The 23,466-nt window shown below is 62.9% G+C and carries 27 protein-coding genes; 18 read left to right on the top strand and 9 right to left on the bottom strand.

The genetic code is table 11. The annotated features are described in order from the left end of the window. Positions 1-107: 107 nt before the first annotated feature. Positions 108-272 carry a Flp family type IVb pilin gene (locus ABMA32_RS02965; RefSeq protein ID WP_349012233.1) on the bottom strand — a complete coding sequence of 55 codons (165 nt, stop codon included), beginning with the start codon at positions 270-272 and terminating at the stop codon, positions 108-110. 332 nt (positions 273-604) lie between these two features. Between ABMA32_RS02965 and ABMA32_RS02960 the strand changes: the two genes are divergently transcribed. From ABMA32_RS02960 to ABMA32_RS02950, 3 genes are all read left to right on the top strand, one after another. Then, complete coding sequence (locus ABMA32_RS02960; RefSeq protein ID WP_349012232.1) at positions 605-1,015, top strand: pilus assembly protein N-terminal domain-containing protein; 411 nt, start codon at positions 605-607, stop codon at positions 1,013-1,015. A 135-nt stretch (positions 1,016-1,150) separates the two neighbouring features. After that, positions 1,151-1,717 (top strand): TadE/TadG family type IV pilus assembly protein, encoded by a 567-nt coding sequence (locus tag ABMA32_RS02955; protein ID WP_349012231.1) that lies wholly within the window; start codon positions 1,151-1,153, stop codon positions 1,715-1,717. Continuing rightward, positions 1,717-2,364, top strand: coding sequence for a TadE/TadG family type IV pilus assembly protein (locus tag ABMA32_RS02950; protein ID WP_349012230.1), 648 nt, complete (start codon positions 1,717-1,719; stop codon positions 2,362-2,364). The genes ABMA32_RS02955 and ABMA32_RS02950 overlap by 1 nt, the downstream gene beginning before the upstream one ends. Here ABMA32_RS02950 and ABMA32_RS02945 read toward each other — a convergent pair. Beyond that, positions 2,358-3,290, bottom strand: a complete 933-nt coding sequence (locus tag ABMA32_RS02945; protein ID WP_349012229.1) for a PhnD/SsuA/transferrin family substrate-binding protein — start codon at positions 3,288-3,290, stop codon at positions 2,358-2,360. The two genes, ABMA32_RS02950 and ABMA32_RS02945, sit on opposite strands and share 7 nt — an antisense overlap. Before the next feature lie 84 nt (positions 3,291-3,374). Between ABMA32_RS02945 and ABMA32_RS02940 the strand changes: the two genes are divergently transcribed. The 11 genes from ABMA32_RS02940 (at position 3,375) to ABMA32_RS02895 (ending at position 14,570) form a co-directional block, all read left to right on the top strand. Further along, a complete protein-coding gene (locus ABMA32_RS02940) occupies positions 3,375-4,604 on the top strand; it encodes a phosphopentomutase (protein WP_349012228.1) in 1,230 nt (409 codons plus the stop codon). 1 nt (position 4,605) lies between these two features. Further along, on the top strand, positions 4,606-5,493 hold the full coding sequence (mutM, locus tag ABMA32_RS02935) for a bifunctional DNA-formamidopyrimidine glycosylase/DNA-(apurinic or apyrimidinic site) lyase (protein WP_349012227.1): 888 nt from the start codon (positions 4,606-4,608) through the stop codon (positions 5,491-5,493). A gap of 33 nt (positions 5,494-5,526) precedes the next feature. Further along, entirely contained in the window at positions 5,527-6,300 is a 774-nt protein-coding gene (locus ABMA32_RS02930; RefSeq protein WP_349012226.1) for an enoyl-CoA hydratase, read from the top strand. Positions 6,301-6,448: 148 nt separating this feature from the next. Next, on the top strand, positions 6,449-6,715 hold the full coding sequence (rpsT, locus tag ABMA32_RS02925) for a 30S ribosomal protein S20 (protein ID WP_349012225.1): 267 nt from the start codon (positions 6,449-6,451) through the stop codon (positions 6,713-6,715). 797 nt (positions 6,716-7,512) lie between these two features. After that, positions 7,513-9,057 (top strand): chromosomal replication initiator protein DnaA, encoded by a 1,545-nt coding sequence (gene dnaA, locus ABMA32_RS02920; RefSeq protein WP_349013314.1) that lies wholly within the window; start codon positions 7,513-7,515, stop codon positions 9,055-9,057. A 200-nt stretch (positions 9,058-9,257) separates the two neighbouring features. Further along, positions 9,258-10,376 carry a DNA polymerase III subunit beta gene (gene dnaN / locus ABMA32_RS02915; RefSeq protein WP_349012224.1) on the top strand — a complete coding sequence of 373 codons (1,119 nt, stop codon included), beginning with the start codon at positions 9,258-9,260 and terminating at the stop codon, positions 10,374-10,376. A gap of 13 nt (positions 10,377-10,389) precedes the next feature. Then, positions 10,390-11,529 carry a DNA replication/repair protein RecF gene (gene recF / locus ABMA32_RS02910; RefSeq protein WP_349012223.1) on the top strand — a complete coding sequence of 380 codons (1,140 nt, stop codon included), beginning with the start codon at positions 10,390-10,392 and terminating at the stop codon, positions 11,527-11,529. Then, positions 11,526-12,155 (top strand): SMI1/KNR4 family protein, encoded by a 630-nt coding sequence (locus tag ABMA32_RS24280; protein WP_425475459.1) that lies wholly within the window; start codon positions 11,526-11,528, stop codon positions 12,153-12,155. The genes recF and ABMA32_RS24280 overlap by 4 nt, the downstream gene beginning before the upstream one ends. 5 nt (positions 12,156-12,160) lie before the next feature. Continuing rightward, the gene (locus ABMA32_RS02905; protein ID WP_349012221.1) at positions 12,161-12,913 is read left to right on the top strand and encodes a molybdopterin-synthase adenylyltransferase MoeB; all 753 of its coding nucleotides are present in this window, start codon (positions 12,161-12,163) and stop codon (positions 12,911-12,913) included. Beyond that, complete coding sequence (locus ABMA32_RS02900) at positions 12,910-14,166, top strand: aconitase X (protein ID WP_349012220.1); 1,257 nt, start codon at positions 12,910-12,912, stop codon at positions 14,164-14,166. Before ABMA32_RS02905 ends, ABMA32_RS02900 begins: the two co-directional genes overlap by 4 nt. Continuing rightward, positions 14,163-14,570, top strand: coding sequence for an aconitase X swivel domain-containing protein (locus tag ABMA32_RS02895; RefSeq protein ID WP_349012219.1), 408 nt, complete (start codon positions 14,163-14,165; stop codon positions 14,568-14,570). The genes ABMA32_RS02900 and ABMA32_RS02895 overlap by 4 nt, the downstream gene beginning before the upstream one ends. A 9-nt stretch (positions 14,571-14,579) precedes the next feature. On the opposite strand, the gene ABMA32_RS02890 is transcribed toward ABMA32_RS02895, so the two are convergent. From ABMA32_RS02890 to ABMA32_RS02880, 3 genes are all read right to left on the bottom strand, one after another. Then, positions 14,580-15,578: an MBL fold metallo-hydrolase gene (locus ABMA32_RS02890; RefSeq protein ID WP_349012218.1), complete on the bottom strand. Its 999-nt coding sequence runs from the start codon at positions 15,576-15,578 to the stop codon at positions 14,580-14,582. A gap of 67 nt (positions 15,579-15,645) precedes the next feature. Further along, positions 15,646-15,903, bottom strand: coding sequence for a hypothetical protein (locus tag ABMA32_RS02885; RefSeq protein WP_349012217.1), 258 nt, complete (start codon positions 15,901-15,903; stop codon positions 15,646-15,648). Positions 15,904-15,916: 13 nt separating this feature from the next. Continuing rightward, a complete protein-coding gene (locus ABMA32_RS02880) occupies positions 15,917-16,918 on the bottom strand; it encodes a 2-hydroxyacid dehydrogenase (RefSeq protein WP_349012216.1) in 1,002 nt (333 codons plus the stop codon). A 167-nt stretch (positions 16,919-17,085) separates the two neighbouring features. Here ABMA32_RS02880 and ABMA32_RS02875 point away from each other — a divergent pair, with 167 nt between their 5' ends. Further along, entirely contained in the window at positions 17,086-17,658 is a 573-nt protein-coding gene (locus tag ABMA32_RS02875) for an SH3 domain-containing protein (RefSeq protein ID WP_349012215.1), read from the top strand. An 18-nt stretch (positions 17,659-17,676) separates the two neighbouring features. Here the strand turns inward: ABMA32_RS02875 and irrA are convergent, their stop codons facing one another. Continuing rightward, entirely contained in the window at positions 17,677-18,105 is a 429-nt protein-coding gene (gene irrA, locus ABMA32_RS02870; RefSeq protein ID WP_349012214.1) for an iron response transcriptional regulator IrrA, read from the bottom strand. 250 nt (positions 18,106-18,355) lie between these two features. Between irrA and fabA the strand changes: the two genes are divergently transcribed. Genes fabA through fabI form a run of 3 tightly spaced genes read left to right on the top strand, consistent with a single transcriptional unit; the run spans position 18,356 to position 20,952 of the window. Then, positions 18,356-18,874 (top strand): 3-hydroxyacyl-[acyl-carrier-protein] dehydratase FabA, encoded by a 519-nt coding sequence (fabA, locus tag ABMA32_RS02865; RefSeq protein WP_349012213.1) that lies wholly within the window; start codon positions 18,356-18,358, stop codon positions 18,872-18,874. A gap of 30 nt (positions 18,875-18,904) precedes the next feature. Next, positions 18,905-20,128: a beta-ketoacyl-ACP synthase I gene (gene fabB / locus ABMA32_RS02860; protein ID WP_349012212.1), complete on the top strand. Its 1,224-nt coding sequence runs from the start codon at positions 18,905-18,907 to the stop codon at positions 20,126-20,128. An 11-nt stretch (positions 20,129-20,139) separates the two neighbouring features. After that, positions 20,140-20,952 (top strand): enoyl-ACP reductase FabI, encoded by an 813-nt coding sequence (gene fabI / locus ABMA32_RS02855; protein ID WP_349012211.1) that lies wholly within the window; start codon positions 20,140-20,142, stop codon positions 20,950-20,952. A 1-nt stretch (position 20,953) separates the two neighbouring features. Here the strand turns inward: fabI and ABMA32_RS02850 are convergent, their stop codons facing one another. The 3 genes from ABMA32_RS02850 to ABMA32_RS02840 form a co-directional block, all read right to left on the bottom strand. Next, entirely contained in the window at positions 20,954-21,577 is a 624-nt protein-coding gene (locus ABMA32_RS02850) for a DUF922 domain-containing Zn-dependent protease (RefSeq protein WP_349012210.1), read from the bottom strand. Next, complete coding sequence (locus ABMA32_RS02845; protein ID WP_349012209.1) at positions 21,574-22,476, bottom strand: ribokinase; 903 nt, start codon at positions 22,474-22,476, stop codon at positions 21,574-21,576. The genes ABMA32_RS02850 and ABMA32_RS02845 overlap by 4 nt, the downstream gene beginning before the upstream one ends. Positions 22,477-22,544: 68 nt before the next feature. After that, a complete protein-coding gene (locus ABMA32_RS02840; protein WP_349012208.1) occupies positions 22,545-23,438 on the bottom strand; it encodes a methylated-DNA--[protein]-cysteine S-methyltransferase in 894 nt (297 codons plus the stop codon). Between the last annotated feature and the right edge of the window lie 28 nt (positions 23,439-23,466).

Raw genomic sequence — 23,466 nt, 5'->3', positions numbered from 1 at the left:
TACGCGGGCGCCCTTAATCGCTCGTGAAGGCAGAGTTCAAGATTCCCGGATACAAAAAAGGCCGCCGTTTCCGGCGGCCTTTTTCCAACCGGCTAGCCGGTAAGCGATTACTTCAGTTCGTCAGCAATCGTGTTGAACTGCGCACCGATCTGGTTGCCGACGGCGCCAGCGCCAGCCATGATGGCCAGAGCGATGAGGGCGGCGATCAGGCCGTACTCGATAGCGGTTGCGCCGGACTCGTCCTTCACAAAACGTGCAAAAAGCTTCGACATGGTAGAGCTCCTACTCCGTGTTACAGCACTTCCGTCAACTTCTGTGACCGGTTGATCGGATGAGCACACTGTACGGAGGAGCTCTTTCAAACGGCTTAAGAAACAGCCTTACCGAAACGTTTCCGGTTTCGATCGTAACCTTGGTTAACAACAGCGAAACATCCAGCACAACCAGGATCGAGCCGTGCCCTATATACAATAATGCTGGAGATCGGTGGCGCAGACGATCGAATTCGACGGCCTCTCCCGATCATGGCTCAGATCGCTTAACGCTTGGTTCACCAATCTCCTTCATGATCCGTTGAACCTAAATCGCGTCGGGGGTGTTCGTCATGGCGAAGCTTGGTCTGTCAGTGGGGCTCGCGCTTCTTGTTGCGTCGGCTATGCCCGCATCCGCCGAAACGGGTATCGACATCACCATGAACCAGGCAAAGGTGATCAAGCTCTCCCGCGAGGCCGATACCATCATCGTCGGCAATCCCGAGATCGCCGACGCTTCTGTCCAGGACGCGTCCACGATTGTTCTCACCGGCAAGGGTTTTGGGGTGACCAACCTCGTCGTTCTCGACGCTGAGGGCGGCCCGATCATCGACGAGCAGATTACGGTCAGCCGTTCCACCGCCTCCACGGTCCGCATCTATCGCCGTGCGGAAATCCAGACCATGTCCTGCACGCCGTTCTGCGAAGGCTCTTTCAAGTCCGAAGCGGAGCGCACCTCGGAAAGCGAGATGAGCGGCAACTAAGGCGCGCCGTATTCGCCGAAGACCAGAGTTAACGACAGCTTAATACGCTCGTTAAGATTAACGGCGACAACAAAACGCGCCTTCAACCCGCATGGCTTATGGTCAGCCGATACGGAATTGTAGTCGGGGCTTAAGATGAGCACGCCATGCGGCAACGCAGGACCAACGCGTAGTGGGGGCTTTTTCAGGCGCTTCGGCCGTAATCGGCAGGGCAGCGTCGCCATCGAATTCACGCTGCTGTCGATTCCCTTCGCGATGCTTGTCTTCGCGATCCTGGAGAGCTGCATCTCTTTTGCCGGCCAGCAACTCCTAGCAAACATCACAGACGACGTCGCACGCGAAATCCGCACCGGCCAGTTGAAGCCCGCCGCCATCAGCACGGAATCGCTGAAGGAGAAGATCTGCGACAGGCTGGAAATTCTCGTCGCAAAGGATTGCCCCGGACTCGAGGTCGACCTGCGCGAATTCCCGACCTTCGCGGCAGCGTCGGCGGTGAGGATAAAGCTGACGGCCGACAGGGACCTCGACACCAGCGAATTCGCGGTGAAGCCCGGTCTCTCCATGTCGAAGAACATGATCCGCGTATTCTACAAGTGGCCGGTCATTACCGATTTCATGGCGAAGATGATTTCCAACCTCAAGGGCGGCAAGACGCTGCTGTTCGCCACGGTGACGTGGCAGAACGAACCGTTCGACGACTGATGGCGAAAAGCGCGGGACGTCAGGAAGGACAGGAAATGTTCGTATCGGGCAGGGCATCCTTTCTTGCGCGGGTCAGGCTGTTCGCTCGCGACGGCAGGGGCGTCGCGGCGCTGGAGTTCGCGCTCGTCGTTCCGCTCCTGCTGATGCTGTACTTCGTCACGATGGAGGTGGCGCAAGCCATCGAGGCCAACAAGAAGGTCGGTCGCGTCGGCAGCATGGTCGGGGATCTCGTGACGCAGCAGCAGCAGATGTCAAAGAGCGAACTCGAGGGAATCATGCGCCTCGGCGAATCGACGCTGCAACCTTACAATCGCAGCGCGCCCGACATCGAAATAACCGCCATCGAGGTGACCGACGAAACGACACCCAAGGTCCAGGTCGTATGGGCGCGAAAGCTGGTCAACGGCTCATTCCTGGCCGGTTCTGCCAAAGGGACGCCGGTCACCATTCCACCCGCGCTGAGGATCAAGGGAAGCTTCCTGATCCGCGTGGAGGGAAAGCTGGACTATCGGCCAGTCATAACCTGGGCGGCGTCTGCCAAGGAAACACTGGGGCTCATGTCTGCGTTCGACAATATCCCCATGACGGAGACCTACTACCTGCGTCCTCGCATGAGCATGACGATCCCCTGCACGGACTGCTACTGAGCATCTGAGGCCGGTGCAGCCATCGACCGTGCCACCTCCAGCGCAAGCGCGTAGTCCGATGCCGCGGCGGGTGTGAAGCCGCCCAGGCGATAGGCCTCCAGCCTTTCGTACATCTCCGGGTCGGCGAGCTTCATCCTGGTCAGGAACTCCGTCAGCCTGCCCTTTGGGTCGGGATCGAGCGCGATCGAGACGGCGTGCGGGCCGTAGCGGAGAGTGTCCGACTGCCAGACGACAGTCAGCCTCGAGCGATCTATTCCCGCGGCCTCCAGCCGGGCGATGGTTCCGCCGCTTGGTGTTGCGTCCGGCGCATTGGGAGGCATGGCGGTGATCCAGCCGAAGATCGCGTCCGCCGCGCCGTCAATCAGCAAAGTTTCGGCAGCCTCCGCCGATCCGGCCTGCAGCAGAAAGTCCTCGGTACCGCTAAGCGACCTGCCGCCCGGCCGAAACATTGCGAGCGGCACCTGATGACCCGCTACGCTGTCAGGCGGCAACAGGGCTATTTTGCGTCCGGTCAGATCGTCCGTGGTGCTGATCTTCCCGTCCAGGACGATAAGCACTGACCGAATGCCCGTCGAACCGTCCTCGCCTGTCGGGGCGACGAGCGGTTCGATGCATTCGCAGCGCAGGGACGCAGCCGCATAGGCTGAGGCGCTGTAGACGGCATAGTCGATCCGGCCGGACACCTGCGCGTCGATCAGCGCCGGATAGCTCCGAGCAACGAAGAACTCGACCTTCATGCCGAGCGCCTCGCCGAAGGCCTCGTTGAGCTCCGTCAGTCCTGGGATCGCGTTTCCCGCACCCGGCTCTGCCACGATGCCCACCCTGAACGTTCCGATATCCTCACGCCAGCCGGCCATTGCCGGCTGGGCCAGCGGCCACGTCGCCGTCAACACAGCCAATGCCTTCCATGTCGCAGGGCGACGCATCGTTTCGCTTCCGAATTGCCAATGTTCCTGCCAGACCCTATGTCTGCCTTCATCGATCCGGCAACAGGGGCCAGTACTTTTCCAATGTCGCGTGCGTTCCTGTTCGTCCTCGACTCTTTCGGCATTGGCGGCGCCGGTGACGCTGCGCGCTTCGGCGACGCAGGCTCGAACACGTTTGGTCACATAGCCGAGGAATGCGCCTCGGGGCGCGCCGACGTTGCAGGTCTCCGATCGGGACCGCTCCATATCCCGAACATGATGTCGCTTGGGCTCGGACGGGCGTCGCTCGCAGCGGGGCACGAGGCGGCCGTCGATGCTGTCACACTCCGGCCAGCGGCCGTTTACGGCGCGGCCGAAGAGGTCTCGTCCGGCAAAGACACGCCATCCGGCCACTGGGAAATCGCGGCGCTGCCGGTCCCCTTCGACTGGGGCTATTTCCCCCAGACGACTCCGACCTTTCCCGCAAGCCTGACCGAAGCGATCATCCGCGAGGCGGATCTGCCCGGCATACTCGGCGACTGCCACGCGTCCGGCACCGTGATCATCGAGAAATATGGCGAGGAGCATATAAGGACAGGCAAGCCGATCCTCTACACCTCGGCCGACTCCGTCATCCAGATCGCGGCGCATGAAACCCATTTCGGGCTGGAGCGTCTCTATGAGCTGTGCCTGACGACGCGCAGGCTGGTCGATCCACTCAACATCGGCCGGGTGATCGCTCGCCCCTTCGTCGGCGAAAGCACAGCCACGTTCGAGCGTACCGCGAACCGTCGTGACTTCGCCGTGCCGCCGCCCGAGCCAACTCTGCTCGACCGCCTCGCCGCGCGCGGTTCGAAAGTTATCGGTGTCGGCAAGATCGGCGACATCTTCGCACATCGCGGCGTCACAGAGGTACGCAAGGCGGCCGGCAACATGGCGCTGTTCGACGTTGCGCTATCGGCCATGCGCGATGCGGGCGACGGCGACCTCGTGTTTGCCAACTTCGTCGATTTCGACACGCTCTACGGACACAGGCGCGACGTCGCGGGATATGCCGCCGCGCTGGAGGCCTTCGACCGCCGGCTGCCGGAGGCCCTGGCCTTGCTGATGCCGGGCGATCTGCTGCTGCTGACCGCAGACCACGGCTGCGATCCCACCTGGACAGGCACCGACCACACGCGCGAGCGCGTGCCGATCTTCGGCTTTGCCGCAGCCCTGCCCGGCGGAGATGTAGGGTTGCGCCCGACCTATGCGGATATCGGCGAGACCATCGCCGAACATCTGGGGCTGCCAGCAGGACGGCACGGTGCCTCGTTCTACCGGACGATCGCCTGACATGCCCGAGCTACCGGAAGTCGAAACCGTCCGCCGGGGACTCCAGCCGGTCATGGAAGGCGCACGCATCCTGTCTGTCGAGACAAGGCGGCCCGACCTGCGCTTTCCCTTTCCACCAAATTTCGCTGAACGTCTGTCGGGCAGGAAGATCATTTCGCTAGGACGACGCGCAAAATATCTCACCGCCGACATCGAGGGCGGGCCGCTGCTGATCTGCCATCTCGGCATGTCCGGCTCGTTCCGGATCGAGGAAGAGGACGGCGGTTCGACACCGGGTGTCTTCCACCACGAGCGCTCGAAATTATCCTCGCACGATCACGTCATCTTTCATCTTGCCTCGCCCGATGGCGGCAAAGCCAAAGTCATCTTCAACGACCCTCGCCGATTCGGTTTCATGCTGTTCGCAGACGCAGGCAACGAACACCCGATGCTTGCCGGCCTCGGCGTGGAGCCGACAGGGAACGCGCTCGGCGGCGCACTGCTGGCCGACCTGCTGCGCGGCAAGAAGGCGCCGCTCAAGGCGGCGTTGCTCGACCAGACGTTGATCGCCGGCCTCGGCAACATCTATGTCTCGGAGGCCCTGTGGCGCGCCGGCCTTTCGCCGCGCCGATCAGCCGGCTCCATCGTGTCGGCCAAGGGCGGGCCGGGTGTGCGGGCCGAAAAGCTTGCCGACGCAATCTGCTCCGTCATCGCGGACGCAATCGAGGCCGGCGGGTCGTCGCTGCGCGACTATGTTCACGCCGACGGCTCGCTCGGCTACTTCCAGCATTCCTTCTCGGTCTATGACCGCGAAGGCGAACCCTGCAGGCGACCGGGATGCCGCGGCACGATCCAGCGCATTGTCCAGAGCGGGCGGTCGACATTCTATTGCCCTGCCTGCCAGCGCTGATGCACAGTCCGACCAGAGACCAGGAACCGAACCATGAGCTATGAAACTATCATCCTGGAGAAGCGCGGCAAGGTTGCGCTGGTGACGCTAAACAGGCCGAAGGCGCTGAATGCGCTGAACCGCCAGGTGCTCGCCGACCTTCTGGCGGCCTTTGGCGAGATCGACGCCGACCCGGAGATTTCGGCCTCGGTGCTGACCGGCTCGGAAAAGGCCTTCGCCGCCGGCGCGGACATCAAGGAGATGGCCGCGATGGATTATGTCGAGGCCTACCTCACCGACCGCTTCTCCGGCTGGGAGGAGTTCGCAAGGTCGCGCAAACCGATCATCGCGGCAGTCTCCGGCTATGCGCTCGGGGGCGGCTGCGAACTCGCCATGATGTGCGATTTCATCATTGCCGCCGACACGGCGAAGTTCGGCCAGCCGGAAATCACGCTCGGCGTGATACCGGGCATGGGTGGCTCGCAGCGGCTGACTCGTTATGTTGGCAAGTCGAAGGCGATGGACATGGTGCTGACCGGCCGCATGATGGACGCTGCGGAAGCCGAGCGCTGCGGACTGGTCTCGCGGATGGTGCCGGCGGCGGATCTCGTGGAGGAGGCCCTGAAGGCGGCCACAAAGATCGCGGAGTTCTCGCAGCCTGCCGTGATGATGGCCAAGGAGGCGGTGAACCGCGCCTTCGAGACGACGCTGGCCGAGGGGCTGCGCTTCGAGCGGCGTCTCTTCCACTCGCTGTTCGCGTTGGAAGACCAGAAGGAAGGCATGGCGGCGTTCGCCGAGAAACGTCCCGCGAAATTCCGCAACCGATGAGTGGCAGAATCTGCGCAATCCTCGTTGACGCACCGGAAAAGCTGAACTATAAGCCCGCACCAACCGAGGCGGCCTGACGGCTGCCCGTTTATTTTTGCGCTGGTCATTATCTCACAGCGCTTATCGAACAGATACGAAGAGAGGCATCATGGCCAATACATCGTCGGCCAAAAAGGCGGCGCGCAAGATGGAGCGCAAGACTGCCATCAACAAGAACCGCCGTTCGCGGGTCCGCACCTATGTGCGCAAGGTTGAAGAGGCTCTTGCAGCGGGCGACAAGGCTGCCGCCGCTGAAGCCTTCAAGGCCGCACAGCCCGAGTTGATGCGGGCAGCGACCAAAGGTGTCATGCATTCCAACACGGCTTCGCGGAAGGTTTCGCGCCTGGCGCAGCGGGTAAAATCGCTCTCCGCCTGAGGCGATACTGAGCTTCAAACTCTACCCAAAAACCCGGCGTCACACGCCGGGTTTTTTGTTTGCCGGACAATGGCTTGGACGGCACTCGCCGAAGCCTTCTCCGCGGTCTGGAACGAGGCCTTGGGACTGCTTTTCGACGTCGTTGTCGACCGCCCGTTTTTCTTTGCCGACATATGCGCAATTTCTCAATTAGAAGGCCGTCGCGCCGGCCAGAAGCAACTTTACGCCTGTCAAAAATAATTCATATTTATCAATATCTTGCAGATGGTCATCCACAGGTTGCGCAAGGCGCGTCCTCCGCTCCGGGGACAAGTCGGTGTCAAGCGAATAATTTGAAAAAATTTCGTCCACGGCAGGCAATTTTGACAGCTTTGCGAAAAGGTTTTGAATCACAAAGGCTTTGTCGATCCGACCATCTTCGCGGTCGCCTGAATCGGGTCATCCGGAGGCCCGATTCATTAAAAATCGGTTAGTGCCGCCCTTGCCCTGCGGTCCGCGATTTTTGTAAGGTCAGATCGTCAAGACGGACGGGCGGCAGCCTCCGACAAACCAGCCAGATAAGGCAAAGTTTGCAACATGGACGATTCCGTGTGCGGGGAAGTTTTGTCCGTTTCGACGCCAAGTGGGGTTAGCAGCAGCGCGTAACAGTCAGAGCCTGGCAGTTGTGCCGGGCAGGTGTCTTTTGCTTGCGTCAGTCGACGCGGCAACAGCGCAGGAGAACTGTTGACCCATTCTGGAAGAATGACCTGTCGGGTATGCGGCCTGGCAGCCGGAATGCGAGGAACGGAACGTTGAAAATGCAAAGCGGCATCATCGAGAGGGACACCCAGGGCGGGGTTCCCTTTCCTATCCAAATGATCGGGGGTAACGACATGGCGGCGGCTTCGAACGATGCGGAGAAGATTTTCGAGCGTTCGAAGGCACAGTTGAAGGCGAGGCTGGGAGCGGAAGTCTATTCAAGCTGGTTCGGCCGCATGAAGCTCGACGAAGCGTCCAAGGGCGTCGTGCGTCTTTCGGTGCCGACCGCCTTCCTGAAGTCGTGGATCAACGGACACTATCTCGACCTGATAACGGAGCTGTGGCGACAGGATGAGCCGGGCCTGCTGCGCGTCGAGATCGTCGTGCGCAGCGCCACGCGCCAGACGCGCCCTGCGGTCGACAGCGAGGTGGAACAGCCGCGCAAGGCGAGCCGCCCTGTGCAGACCGCACTGGGGTCTGGAACGATCGCCAATGTCAGGGGCGAAAGCCCTTCCCTGCCGCGCACGGGGTCCGCTGCGCCGGCGCCGGAGTTCCGCCAGGGCGTGCTCGGCTCGCCGCTCGACCATCGCTACACCTTCCAGTCCTTCGTAGAGGGACCGTCCAACCGCGTGGCGCTTGCAGCCGCGCGTGCAGTGGCTGAATCCGCGTCGCGCTTCAATCCGCTGTTCCTCCACGCGACAGTCGGGCTCGGCAAGACCCATCTGCTTCAGGCCATCGCGGCGGAGTCGCTCAGGCAGAATCCGAAATCGCGCGTCGTCTACTTGACCGCCGAATATTTCATGTGGCGCTTCGCCACCGCGATCCGCGACAACAACGCCCTGACGCTGAAGGAGCAGTTGCGCGACATCGACCTGCTGATCATCGACGACATGCAGTTCCTGCAGGGCAAGTCGATCCAGCACGAGTTCTGCCACCTCATCAACATGCTGCTCGACAGCGCCAAGCAGGTTGTCGTCGCCGCCGACCGGCCGCCTTCCGAACTGGAATCGCTAGAGCCGCGCGTGCGTTCACGCCTCAATGGCGGCGTCGCGCTTGAAATGTCGGCGCCAGACTACACGATGCGCCTCGGCATGCTGAAGCTCCGCCACGACGCGGCAAAGGCGGAGGACGCGGCCATCGACATCTCGGAGGACATCCTCGCCTATATCGCCCGCACCGTGACCGGCAGCGGCCGCGAACTGGAGGGTGCGTTCAACCAGTTGCTGTTCCGCCAGAGCTTCGAGCCGCAGATCACGCTGGAGCGCATCGACGAGATTCTCGGCCACATCTATCGCTCCGGCGAGCCGAAGCGCGTACGCATCGAGGACATCCAGCGCATCGTCGCGCGGCACTACAACGTGTCGAAGACCGAGCTTCTGTCCAACCGGCGCACCCGGACCATCGTCAAGCCGCGGCAGATCGCCATGTATCTCGCCAAGGTGATGACGCCGCGCTCGCTGCCCGAGATCGGCAGGCGTTTCGGCGGTCGCGACCACACGACCGTGCTGCACGCCGTGCGCAAGATCGAGGATCTTTCCGGCAACGACAACACGCTGGCGCAGGAACTTGAACTGCTGCGCCGCCTGATCAACGACCAGGCCTGAAAATCCCCTATCCGGCCGGTTTCACGCAACCGGCCGGCTTATCCCCCGGAAAGCCCGCCGAAAGGCGCTCGCAGGGCCGGTCGGGCTTGCCTTCCCGGCGGTTTTCCTGTCATTTTGCGCCGATTCTTAAGTGTTTCAGGCCTGTGGCGGATTCCGGGTCCGGAAGTCCGGTTCTATCTTACAAGTGAGCTCGTGCGGTCATGCGTGTCATTCTCGAACGGTCGAACCTTCTCAAGTCGCTGAACCATGTCCACCGTGTCGTGGAGCGTCGCAATACGATCCCGATCCTGTCGAACGTGCTGCTCAACGCTTCGGGCGCTGTGCTTGAACTGAAGGCTACCGATCTCGACCTCGAAGTGACCGAGGCGACGCCTGCCAGCGTTGAGCAGGCCGGCGCGACCACGGTGCCGGCGCACCTGCTCTACGACATCGTGCGCAAGCTCCCTGATGGAGCGGAGGTGATGCTGCGGACCGACGAGGACGGCAACGCGATGTCTGTCATTTCCGGTCGCTCCAGCTTCCGCCTGCAGTGTCTGCCGCAGTCCGATTTCCCCGAACTCACCGCTGGTTCCTTCTCGCACATCTTCCGTCTGGATTCGGCAGCGCTGAAGGGGCTGATCGACAAGACGCAGTTCGCAATCTCGACCGAAGAGACCCGCTACTACCTCAACGGCATCTACCTCCACACGATCGAGACCGGCGGCAAGCTGAAGCTGCGCGCGGTTGCGACCGACGGCCACCGCCTGGCGCGTGCGGAAATGGACGCGCCTGCCGGCTCCGAAGGCATGCCCGGCGTGATCATCCCGCGCAAGACCGTGGCCGAATTGCAGAAGCTGGTCGACGTGCCAGATGTGGCGGTGGCGACCGAGCTTTCGGACACCAAGATCCGTTTCACCATCGGCAGCGTGGTGCTGACCTCGAAGCTGATTGACGGGACGTTCCCCGACTACCAGCGCGTCATCCCGACCGGTAACGACAAGGCGCTCATCATCGACCGCGCCACCTTTGCCTCTGCCGTCGATCGCGTTTCCACCATCTCGTCGGAACGTGGCCGCGCGGTGAAGCTGTCGATCGCTGACGGGCAGGTCACGCTCACCGTCAACAATCCGGATTCCGGTAGCGCGACCGAGGAACTGGCGGCGGACTATTCCTCCGATCCGATCGAGATCGGCTTCAATGCCCGCTACCTGCTCGACGTGTCAGGCCAGCTGTCGAGCGGCGACGCCCGCTTCATGCTGGCCGATTCCGGCTCGCCCACGCTGATCCAGGACACCGGCGACGACAACACGCTCTACGTTCTTATGCCGATGCGCGTCTGAGACAGCATCGGCCTTGACCGTCGGCGGACCCTATATCCGTAACCTTGCGCTTACGGACTTTCGCAACTATTCCGCTCTTTCGCTCGATCTTCGCCCGGGCCTCGTCGTGTTCAGCGGCGAGAACGGTGCGGGCAAGACCAATCTCCTCGAGGCGATCTCGTTGCTGACGCCGGGTCGGGGTTTACGCCGCGCGCCCTACGCGGATGTCGCGCGGGAGGGAAGCACAAACGGCTTCGCCGTCCATGCTGAGATGGACGGGCCGACCGGAACCTTCGATGTCGGAACCGGCACCGCGGGTCTGGACCCCGGCGATACCGGGCGGCGCGTACGCATCAATGCTGCGCGGGCCACTGCGGACGAACTGCTGGAATGGCTGCGGGTGCTCTGGCTGACGCCCGCGATGGATTCGCTCTTCACGGGGCCGGCCGGAGACCGCCGTCGCTATCTCGACCGGTTGGTGCTGGCGGTCGATCCCGGACATGGCCGCCGAGCGCAGGACTACGAGAAGGCGATGCGCAACCGCAACCGACTGCTTTCGGACGGCTCGCGCGACCGCGCCTACTTCGAGGCGATCGAGGTGCAGATGGCGGAAACCGGCACGGCGATTGCCGCCGCCCGCGTGGAGATGGTGCGGCTGCTATCAGCGATGATCGACAGGTTGCCGGACGGCCCGTTCCCGCAGGCTGACCTTGCGCTCGACGGATTTCTGGAAGCGATGGTCGGGTCGTCTCCGGCCATCGAGATCGAGGAACGCTTTCGGGCGGCGCTGGCTTCCGGCCGCGAGCGCGACCGCGCCGCGGGGCGCACTCTCGACGGGCCGCATCGCTCGGACCTCATCGTCCGGCATCGCCCGAAATCGATGCCGGCCGAACTCTGCTCCACCGGAGAGCAGAAGGCGCTGCTGGTCGGCATCATGCTCTCGCACGCACGACTTTGCGGCGAGATGGCGGGTGGTGCGCCGATCCTGATGCTGGACGAAATCGCGGCCCATCTGGACGCCGGTCGTCGGGCCGCGCTCTTCTCGATTCTCGACGAACTCGGCAGCCAGACTTTCATGACCGGCACCGAGGCGGAGCTTTTTTCCAGCATCCGCGGTCATGCGCAGTTTCTGACGGTCGATCATGGTAGTGTCCGGCATACATTTGAACCTTGATTTCAAACGGTGCCCTCTTGGCCTCATATATCGAAGACTTGAAAGCGAAGACCGGGCAATGGTCCAGTCTGGGAGAAAAGCATTATCTCGATGGCACCGCGCGAATAGGGCACCTATCAAAACACGGTAGCCAAGCTTACCTGCACAATTGGTACGGACCCCTTAGCGAGGCCGAGGTCGACGAGTTGGCGCGGATTGTCATGCAACCAATTCCGGAAAGCTTGAGGCACTTCTACCTTCATCACAACGGATGCGACCTCTTTCGGCGCAGTATCGTGGTCTTTGGTTTTAGAAAGAGCTACGATAGGGCAGATTTCGATACGATGGCCTGTAGCCCCTTCGATCTGGTGACTCCTGCCGTCACAAGGAGAAACATGAGTCCTTCAGGTCAGGGACTATGTATATGCACTTACCAAGATAAGTCTCCGGTATTCATAGAACCGGATGGAAGAGTAGTTCGCACGCCTGACGATTTCTCGCGTTCAGTGCTGAATGAATGGAGTGGTTTCGAGGCGTGGATGGCCTCGGAATTCGCCCGAGTAGGTGGGTACTTTGATCAGTCAGGGAGATGCACCGTTCCCTTGAGTGAAACGGCACCGCGATTTCGATCCAAGCACTGGAATTGAACGGGATGGCCCCTCTCTCGCCGGATGAACTCGAACGCTATGCGCGCCATATCGTGCTGCCGGAGATCGGCGGCGCGGGCCAGCAGAAGCTAAAGCGTGCGCGCGTGCTCGTCGTCGGTGCGGGAGGACTGGGCTCGCCGATCCTGCAATATCTGGCTGCAGCGGGCGTCGGCACGCTCGGCATCGTTGATGATGACACAGTGTCGCTGTCGAACCTGCAGCGGCAGGTGATTCACGACAGCGCATCGGTCGGACGGCCCAAGCTCGACAGCGCGCTTGAGGCTATCCGGCGAACCAATCCGTATGTAAGTGTTGACTTACATAACGTGCGGCTGGATGCTGAAAATGCTGGGGCGCTTGTTGCGCAATATGACGTCGTCGCGGATGGGTCGGACAATTTCGCGACGCGCTATGCGGTGGCCGACGCCTGTGAAGCCGGTAGGCGGCCTCTGGTGCATGCCTCTGTCGGCCGTTTCGATGGCCAGATTACGGTGCTGAAGCCCTATGAAACCGGAAGCGACGGCACGCCCAATCCGTCCTATCGCGACCTTTTTCGGGAGCCACCGCCGGACGGGCTGGTACCATCCTGCGCGGAGGCTGGCGTTCTTGGTGCGCTAACCGGTGTCGTCGGCACTCTGCAAGCCATGGAGGTGATCAAGCTGATCACCGGGATCGGCGAGCCGCTGGTCGGCCGGCTGCTGCTGTACGATGCTCTGGCCGCGCGCTTCGACACGATCAGTTACAAGGCCCGTAGATGAGCGTGCATCTGACCGCCGAGGAGCGCGCCATCGCTGCGGGCGACGCCGGCGATGGGTCCGCCATGGCGATGCGCATCCTCGCCGAGAGCGCCAAGTTGCTCGGCGCGCCTCGTCTCATCCCGATTGCGTCCGCGCACATAGACGGCGCGCTTTATCACGGCGATTCGGGCACACTCTTTGCCGAACGGCTGCTCGAAGGCGGCGCGCAAGTCTCGGTGCGCTCGACGCTCAACGTCGGCGCGCTAGACCTGACGGGCTGCTCGCGCGTACGGCTGGAAGAGCCGGCGCGCGGCATGGCGCGGCGCATGATGGACGCCTATCGCAGGCTCGGCTGCGAGCAGAACTGGACCTGCGCGCCCTATCAGGCAGGCCACCGGCCGGCTGCCGGCACTGACGTCGCCTGGGGTGAATCCAATGCGGTGGCGTTCTGCAATTCGGTTCTCGGCGCACGCACCAACCGCTATGGCGATTTTCTCGACATCGCCTGCGCGATCGCTGGCCGCGCTCCCGACTACGGTTTGCACCGACCGGAAAACCGTCGCGCCACGCTCGTCTTCGACGTGTCCGCTTTGCCGGCGAAATTTCTCGAGTCCGAAGTCGCGTGGCCAATACTCGGCAATCTCTACGGTCGCGAAGTCGGCAACGCGGTCGGTGTCGTCGTTGGTGTGACACGCCATCCCGGCGAGGATGCGCTGAAGGCTTTCGGAGCCACAGCCGCATCCTCGGGTGCGGTCGGGCTTTTTCACATGGCCGGCGTAACGCCGGAGGCACCAATGCTGGAGACCGCACTTGGCGGGCATAAACCGGAAACAACTTTAGTTGTCACGCCGCAGATGGTGGCCGACGCTCGCATGTCGCTTTCCACCGCTGTGTCGGATGACAAGATCGATGCCGTCGCCATCGGCAGTCCGCATCTGTCGCTGGCCGAATTCGACAGGCTGGAAGCGCTGATCGATGGGCGCAGGCTCCGTGTGCCCATCTACGCCTGCACGGGCCGGCATGTCGTCTCCGAACTCGACCGGCAGGGCCGGCGCGGCGCGCTGGAAGCCGCAGGCGTAGTTGTCGTCGCCGACACCTGCGTGGTGGTGACGCCGATCCTGCCCGACAGACCCGAAGGTGTCTTGATGACCAATTCTGGCAAGTTCGCGCATTATGCGCCCGGAAACACCGGATATGCAGTGATCTACGGCTCGCTGGCCGACTGCGTCGAGACTGCCGCAACAGGTAAGCCTATACTTACGGATTTCGGATGAGCGCGATGCTAGCTGAAATCCTGGTTCCCGGGAGGCCAGCCAGCGGCCCCGCGCTGGCGTTGTCCGCGCCGATCAGTTTCTGGGGCGGTGTCGATCCGAAAACGGGCCACATCGCCGATGTGCGCCATCCCGAGCATGGCCTAAGCATTGCAGGCAGCGTACTGTTCCTGCCCGGCACAATCGGCTCCTCCTCGGCTTCGGCCGTGCTGATGGAATTGGTTCACAGTGGACGTGCGCCGGCCGCCCTTGTCCTGCACGAGCCGGACGCGATCCTGCTGCTCGGTCTGATCGTCGCGCGTGAGATGGGCTGGGAGACTCCCCTGGCGCTGCGTCTCGACCGGAGTCGGTTTGGCACGTTCGCCGGACGCCACGTCACGGTGGAGGCGGATGGAAGTCTGTCGTGACTGCCCCGCTCAGAAGCGGAAGCTCATGCCCTGCTCCGGCATGATGTAGCGCACACCGAGCGTATTGCCTGCCTCAAGTTCGCCGAGGATCGCCTCGGTGGGTTGCATGCCCTTCTTCAGCGAATATTTGACGTGGCTGACGATGATGGGAAGATCCTTCAGCGAACCCGCCCCCGCCAATGCCTCCAGTTCGGCCAGAGACTTCTGCAGCCATTCCGGCGTCAGGTGGCCGAACAGGTATTCGTCCGGCTGCGCGTTGGTGTAGGACACCTCGATGATGATGGCCTTGAGATGCCCGGCCTTCGCGCGCTTTGCTACAGCGGCCCAGAGGTCACGCATGCGTGTGGACTTCTCGACCTCGTCCGGCCCGGTATCGCCGAAACAGAGGAGCGCGTCGTCGCCGCTCTCGATCAAGAAAGCGGTGGACTCGGTGCCGCCGTGTGATAGCGGGAAGGCGGTGACCTCCATTGCGGTGCCATCGAGCATGCGCTGTTCGCCCGGCGTCAGGTCTGTCAGCGCGTATTTCTTCAACTGCGGCGCCTTACCGCCGAACGCGAAGTTCGGCCAGGCCTGCCAGTTGAAGTAGGTGTCCTGGATCGCGGCGGTCACCGACGGAAGCCCGTAGATCGGCTTCTTCGAATCGTCGGGCGACGCGATGACGATGCCGGCCACATGGTCCATGTGGGCGTGGCTGACCAGATATCCCTTGATGGTCTCCGTCAGCACATAGCCGATGCGCGTATAGGGCGAGTCTGCCGGGACTTCGACAGCATCGAACGCGCCTTTCGCGTCCGCGACACGCAGTCCGTTCACCAGTGAACCCGCGTCGCAGGTGACGGCGCGGTTGTCGCCTGCCGGCGCAACCATGAAGGCGCTCAGATTGCCGTCCTCGATGCCGCCGCGCGCGCCGAGCACGACCACGTCGAAGCCGACACCGGCATTAGCTGCTGAAAGCGTCGACAGAACAGTAATGGCAACTGCCGGGAATCTGCCTGACATCGGTCTCATGCCACTGGATCCTATGCTCGACGCACGGCCACGCTAGTCACATGTGACAGAAGCAGCCGAAACAGCGTCAGCTTTCCGAATAGGGAATATCGCGAACGGTACCCGGGATGTATCTACCAACCCAAAGCTGGTCTTCTTGGCGATATTCGAGCTCGGCTTCCATCTCCAATCCATCCTCATAGAGAATAACACGCAGGCCCTCTCGCGGCCCGCCTGGAATCGCAGCTAGGTCGGCCTGGGATGCGCCCATATCGAGGCAGAACCAATCGACCAGCGCGCCGTCTTGCTCTCGCCGATCGAACAGTTCGTTTTCGTCGAAATACACGCGGTGCATCGACTCACACACGCACGGGCAGAACCCGGTCCGGCGGCCGGTGGCCGTCCTGATGGGCGCGGATGTTGATGATGACCTTGTCGCCCATGTCGATACGGCCTTCGATCGTGGCCGAACCCATATGCGGCAGCAGCACGACCTTGTTCTGCGCGGCGAGCTTCAAGAGCTTCGGGTTGATTGCCGGCTCGTGCTCGAAAACGTCGAGGCCGGCGCCGGCGATCCTGCCCTCGTGGATGAGCTTGATCAGCGCATCCTCGTCGATGATATCGCCGCGCGCGGTGTTGACGAGATAGGCTGTCGGCTGCAGCAGCGCCAACCGGCGCGCCGACAGCAGATGGAATGTGGCCGGCGTCGACGGGCAGTTGACCGAGATGATGTCCATGCGCGCCAGCATCTGGTCGAGGCTTTCCCAATAGGTGGCCTCCAGCTCGTCCTCGAGCGAGTCCATCACGCGCTTGCGGTTGTGGTAGTGGATGGAGAGGCCGAACGCCTTGGCGCGGCGCGCCACCGCGGTGCCTATGCGGCCCATGCCTACGATGCCAAGGCGCTTGCCCCAGATGCGGCGGCCGAGCATCCAGGTCGGCGACCAGCCGGCCCATTTGCCATCTCCGGCAAGGGTGTTTGCTCCTTCGACTATGCGACGCGGCACGGTGAGGATCAGGCCCATCGTCATGTCGGCTGTGTCCTCGGTCAGCACGTTGGGCGTGTTGGTGACGGTGATACCCCTCTTGGCGGCGGCGGCAACGTCGATGTGGTCGACGCCGTTGCCGAAATTGGCGATCAGCTTGAGGTTTTCTCCCGCGCTGGCAATCAGCGTGCCGTCGATGCGATCGGTGATCGTCGGAACGAGGACCTCAGCCTCCTGGACGGCCGCAGCGAGTTGCTCGCGGCTCATCGGACGGTCGTCTATGTTCAGCCGCGCGTCGAACAGTTCGCGCATGCGGGTCTCAACCTGATCCGGCAGCTTGCGCGTTATGACGACGAGAGGTTTTTTCCTGCCGGCCATTATTCCCTCAACTGCGGTCCTGCTTCAGACCTCTTTAACCAAGAGAGGTGAAACTGGAAACAGGCCCCGGCCGGCTGCCTGTGTAACAAGACGCCCCGCCGATGACAAAGAAAAAGGGAGCACTCCGCCGTGGCGCAGGCGGACCTCCTGTCCGTAGAGGAACGAAGGTGTACCGTTTTTCGTCTCTCCGCCTGATCGCCGCGCTTGCTGCCGGCGTCATCGCCATGCCAACGCTTGTCTTGGAGGCCGCCGCAGCGCCAGCCGAGCAGCAACCCGCCGCCGCGGCCGACGCCCGGCGCGGACCTAGCGGCCTGCCGCTTCCGCGTTTCGTCAGCCTGAAATCGGGCCGCGTGAACTCGCGCATCGGACCCGGCGTGAACTACGCCGTCGACTGGCTCTACCTGAAGCCCGGCCTGCCGATGGAAATCATCCAGGAATATGACAACTGGCGACGCGTGCGTGACGCCGACGGCGCAGAGGGCTGGGTCAACCAGTCGCTGCTTTCCGGCCGCCGCACAGCGATCGCCGCGCCTTGGCAGAAGGGCAAGGACGCCAGGATTAACCTGCTGGCGCGCCCCAACGGCGATGCGCGTATTGTCGCCGTGGTCGAGCCGGGCGCGATCGGCAGCATTCGCAGTTGCGACGGCAGCTGGTGCGAGATGGCTTTTGGCGGGCAATCCGGCTGGGTCAGCCAGTCGCAGGTCTGGGGCGCCTATCCGGGCGAACTCGTGAAGGACTGAGCCGGAAGCACCGGCGTATCAGGCGCGCTTGGGGCGCAGCCTCACCACGATGTCGACATTGACGATCTCCATGCCTTCCGGGGGGTCCGGAAGGTTGGTGACCGAAACGGGGCCGGTCTCGATGTCGAACACCCTGTTCTCGCCTTCCACGAAGAAGTGGTGGTGGTCCGAGGTGTTGGTGTCGAAATAGGTTTTCGCGCCTTCGACGGCCAGGATGCGCAACAGCCCGGCATCCGTGAACTGATGCAGCGAATTGTAGACGGTTGCGAGCGAGACGGGCACGCCGGCGGCGATGGCCTCCTCATGCAATTCCTCGGCTGACAGGTGCCTGTCGCCCTTGGCAAAGAGCAATTCCGCCAGCGCGACACGCTGACGCGTCGGCCTTAAGCCTGCGTCACGCACCCGCTCGTCTATAGCCAGCCAATCTTTCCGGACCCGGTGATCCATCAAGCCTCGAATCCGTTAAAAGCCCTTTTTGCACCCGAGGTTGAGCGCAAATCCAGCAAATCCAACCATTGCAGATATATTCTGTCGGCCAAATCCGATCAATAGCGACACTTCACCCTCTGTCGCGCCCGGATTGACCGGAGACAGAGGCCGCGATAATCGCTGACTTCGCTTTCCGCCCAATAACGGCTGTGATAGCTACGCAACGATATGAGGGGCGGTTCGCCCGGAGGAACGGGAAGGCGAATTGATGGCGGTATCGAAGTCCAGCTACGACTACGAGGAATTGCTGGCCTGCGCCCGCGGCGAACTCTTCGGCCCTGGCAACGCCCAATTGCCCTATCCGCCGATGCTGATGTTCAACCGCATCACGGAGACGAGCGAGACTGGCGGCGAGTTCGACAAGGGCTTCATCCGCGCCGAACTGGACATCCACCGCGACCTCTGGTTCTTCCCCTGCCATTTCATCGGCGATCCCGTCATGCCGGGCTGTCTCGGCCTCGATGCGCTGTGGCAGTTGACCGGCTTCTATCTCGGCTGGCTGGGCGAGCCCGGCAAGGGCCGCGCGCTCTCCACGGGCGAGGTCAAGTTCACCGGAATGGTGACCCCTGCCACAAAAAAGGTGGAATACGGCGTCGACTTCAAGCGTGTGATGCGCGGCCGCCTCGTGCTCGGCATAGCAGATGGCTGGCTTAAGGCCGACGGCGAAACCATATACAAGGCCACCGACCTGCGAGTCGGCCTGTTCAAGGAGGCAGCGGCTGCCTGACGGCCGCGCTCGACGACAAGGAGCTTCCCTATGAGACGTGTGGTCGTCACCGGCCTTGGAGTCGTGTCCTCGATCGGCAACGATGCCGTAGAGGTAGCCGCCTCCCTGCGCGATGCGAAATCCGGCATCAGCTTTTCGGACTCGTTTGCGGAGCATGGTTTCCGCTGCCAGGTCTGGGGTGCGCCGACGCTCGATCCGACCGACCAGGTGGACCGGCGCGCCGCCCGCTTCCTGTCGCAGGGCGGCATGTGGAATCACGTCGCCATGAAGCAGGCGATCGCCGACAGCGGCCTCGAAGAGAGCGATGTGTCGGGCAACGAGCGTACTGGCATAATCATGGGCTCGGGCGGACCATCGACCCGCACCATCGTCGAAGCTTCCGAGACCACGCTGAAGAACAACAGCCCAAAGCGCATCGGCCCGTTCGCGGTGCCTAAGGCGATGTCGTCCACGGCATCGGCCACACTGGCGACATGGTTCAAGATCCACGGCGTCAACTATTCGATCTCGTCGGCCTGCTCGACGTCAGCGCATTGCATCGGCAACGCCGCCGAGATGATCCAGTGGGGCAAGCAGGACGTGATGTTCGCAGGCGGTCACGAAGACCTCGACTGGACGATGTCCAATCTCTTCGACGCCATGGGCGCTATGTCCTCCAAGTTCAACGACCGGGCATCGGTCGCCAGCCGCGCCTATGATGTCAATCGCGACGGTTTCGTCATCGCCGGCGGCGCGGGCGTCCTGGTGCTTGAGGAACTGGAGCACGCAAAGGCGCGTGGCGCGAAAATCTACTGCGAGCTGACCGGCTACGGCGCGACTTCCGACGGTTACGACATGGTCGCGCCTTCGGGCGAGGGCGCTATCCGCTGCATGCGGCAGGCGCTGGCCACGGTGAAGGCGCCGGTCGATTATATCAACACGCACGGCACATCGACGCCGGTTGGCGACAGCAAGGAAATGGGTGCGATCCGCGAGGTGTTCGGGGCGAACATTCCCAACATCACCTCGACCAAGTCGCTGACCGGTCACTCGCTGGGTGCTGCCGGCGTGCAGGAATCGATCTACTCGATCCTGATGATGCAGGGGCGCTTCATCGGCGAAAGCGCGCATATCGAGAACCTCGACCCCGAGTTCGAGGGCATGCCGATCGTGCGCAAGCGCATCGACGATGCAAAGATCGACACCGTGCTGTCCAACTCGTTCGGTTTCGGCGGCACCAACGCGACGCTGGTCTTCCAGCGCTACACCGCATAGGGGGCCCGGGAATGGGTCAGCTTATGCAGGGCAAGCGCGGCCTCGTCATGGGCGTCGCCAACGACCACTCGATCGCCTGGGGTATCGCCCAGAAACTTTCCGCGGCAGGCGCGGACCTTGCTTTCACATACCAGGGCGAGGCGTTCGGCAAGCGCGTGAAGCCGCTTGCGGACAAGCTCGGCTCAAAGCTGCTGCTGCCTTGCGATGTCGAGGACAGCGCGTCGATCCGCGCGACCTTCGAGGCGCTGAAGCAGGAGTGGGACGGGATCGACTTCCTGGTCCACGCCATCGGATTTTCCGACAAGAACGAGCTGAAGGGCCTCTACGCCGACACCACGCGCGAGAACTTCATCCGCACCATGGTCATCTCCTGCTATTCGTTCACGGAATGCGCGCGCCACGCGGCGTCGCTCATGAACGACGGCGGCGCGATGCTCACGCTCACCTATGCCGGCTCCGTGCGCATCATGCCGAACTATAACGTGATGGGCGTTGCCAAGGCGGGGCTTGAGGCCAGCGTGCGCTACCTCGCCAGCGATTACGGTCCGCGCAACATTCGCGTCAACGCCATATCTGCCGGGCCGATCCGCACGCTCGCCGGCGCGGGCATCGCGGATTCGCGCCAGATGCTGTCCTACCAGCAGCGCAACTCGCCGCTCAGACGCACTGTTACCATCGACGAGGTCGGCGGCTCGGCGCTCTATCTGCTGTCGGACATGTCGTCGGGCGTGACCGGCGAAATCCACTACGTCGATTCCGGCTATCACATCGTCTCGATGCCGGTGCTGGACGAGTTGCGGCGCTTCGAGGAAGGCCGGGAGTAGCCTAGCCGCCGTTCACGAGGTTGAGGATGAGCTGGTGGACGGCGCCGCCGTCCGCCATCTCGGTGCGGTCGAAGTCCCGGCTTCGCTGGCGCTGCGCCTGTGAAATCTGCGACAGGCGATCGGTGAGCGTCGTCCTGACCTTCTTGCAGTTCGGATCGTTCTCGACCGTCAGGCCGACGCTGTAGGCGACGATCTCGTTCACCATGTCGATGATCATGTCGCCATGGACGCGTTCATGACGGCGGACGCCCTCGTAGAAAGTCTTCCAGTTGCTCGCGACCGGTTCGGCGAGCTTGTTGGCCGGCTTGGGCAGCGTATAGATGAGGATCAGCTTTGGGCGCGCCGAAACCAGCTTGCATGACCCATCGGCCTGCGGGCGGTAGTCGCGCTGCCATGTCAGCTTGAAATTGGTGAAGGCCACCACGCGACCGACGCCAGCCTTGGGTCCGTTTTCGCCGATCGACGCATAAAGCTCAGGCCCGCTCGTGCCGGATATCGAGTAGGCTTGCACCTGTTCGATTGGTTTCCAGTCGGCGCGTGCGCCGGCGATGCCGAACCCGGACAGGGCGATGGCGAGCAGCAGCCGGAAGCCGCCAGTGCTTCTGCCTGGAACGACGTTTTTCATGCGCCGGCCAGAGCCTCGTCGACTTCCTTCGCGTGCGGGATGGCCGGCTGCGCACCCGGGCTCAGGCAGGCCAGCGAGCCGGCGGCAGCGGCCCGGCGCAGCGCGTGTTCGAGGGAAAGGCCATCGGCCAGACCGGCCCCGAGATAACCGCAGAAGGTGTCGCCGGCGCCGACCGTATCGACCGGCGTGATGGCAAGCGCCGGAACCGCAAGCTCGCCTTCCGGAGAGGCGGCGATCACGCCATCTGCGCCCAGCGTCACGATGACCGTACGTCCGGTGCGTTTCGTGAAATCGGCCATGCGGGTCTTGCGGTCACCGCCTTCCAGTTTCAATGTATCGGCATAGAGATCGAACTCGGTTTCGTTCGCGACGACGAAATCCGCCATCGGAAGCAATTTGGCTGCCTCGGCACGAAAAGGCGCTGTGTTCAGCACGCTCACGCCGCCGGTTTGAGCGACGGCGGCAAGCGTCGCCTCGACCGTCGCGAGTGGGATCTCAAGCTGCAGCAGCACGACCTCGCCCTGGCGGAAAGCGGCACGGGCAAGATCGCCGGGCAGCACGGTGTCATTGGCGCCGGGGGCAATGACGATGACGTTCTCGCCCTTTCCATCGACGAAGATCAACGCGATGCCGGTCGCAGCCGCCGCCTCGCGCACGCTCGACAGTTGAACACCGCCTTGCCTGAGACAGGCAAGCGCCTCGGTGGCGAAGCCGTCACGGCCGACCGCGCCGAGCATGCGGACTTCGCCACCTGCGCGGGCCGCCGCGAGCGCCTGGTTCGCGCCCTTGCCGCCGGGGGCGGTGGTGAAGCCGCTGCTGCGGAGGGTTTCCCCGGGCGCAGGCAGCCGGTCGACATTGGCGATGAGATCGAGATTGATGGAGCCTACAACAGTGATCAAGAACAGCCTCCCGAGTCTGGCCGGGAAGCTAGCTCTTGTGGCCGGCCATTTCCAGCCGCGATTTGTGACTAGCCCGAAAGCTGGCCGGCCTCCCAGCCGAGTATCGCGCGCTTGCGCGTCAGGCCCCAGTGGTAGCCTGTGAGATCGCCGGATTTGCCGATGGCGCGGTGGCAGGGGACAACGAATGAGATCGGATTTGCACCGTTGGCGGCACCCACGGCGCGGCTGGCCGACGGCGAGCCGATCTCGCCTGCGATCGCACCGTAGCTGCGCACCTTGCCCATCGGGATGCGCAGCAGAGCCTGCCAGACGCGAACCTGGAAGTCGGTGCCGATCATCACGACATGCAGCGGCTGGTCGGCGCGCCAGCGCGAGGGGTTGAAAATGCGCGCCGCATAGGGGCCGGTCGCGCCCATGTCCTCGACGAAGGACGCGTTCGGCCAACGGCCGGACATATCCGCGAACGCAGCGCGTTCCTCGCCCGGATCGCAGAAGGCGAGGCCGGCGAGGCCGCGATCGGTCGCCATGACCAGCGCGAGGCCAAAGGGCGAGATGTGGTAACCGTAGCGGATGACGAGACCCGCGCCGCGCGTCTTGTAGTCGCCCGGCGACATCGCCTCGTGCGTCACGAAGAGATCGTGCAGGCGGCCGGGGCCGGACATGCCAAGCTCGAACGAGGTTTCGAGCAGAGGCAGGCCGCTGTCGAGCATCCTGCGTGCGTGGTCGAGGGTGACCGCCTGCAGGAAGGCCTTCGGCGACAGGCCGGCCCAGCGCGTGAACAGTTTCTGCAGCGCCGTCGGCGTCAGTCCGACATCGTCGGCGAGCGTCTCCAGCGATGGTTGGTCGCGATAATCGAGGCTGATCTTCTCGATCACCCGGCGGACGATCTCGTAGTCGCCGCCTTCGGGGGTGACGTCGCGGCTCAGCACCGCTGTGGGCTTGATGGACGAATGGGCATTCATGGCAGACTCTCCTTGTCCGCCAATATCC

It is taken from the genome of Mesorhizobium quangtriensis (assembly GCF_040081925.1).
Lineage (GTDB): Bacteria > Pseudomonadota > Alphaproteobacteria > Rhizobiales > Rhizobiaceae > Mesorhizobium_K > Mesorhizobium_K quangtriensis.
Note: the sequence above shows the minus strand (reverse complement) of the source record. Positions and strands in the feature narration are given on the sequence as shown.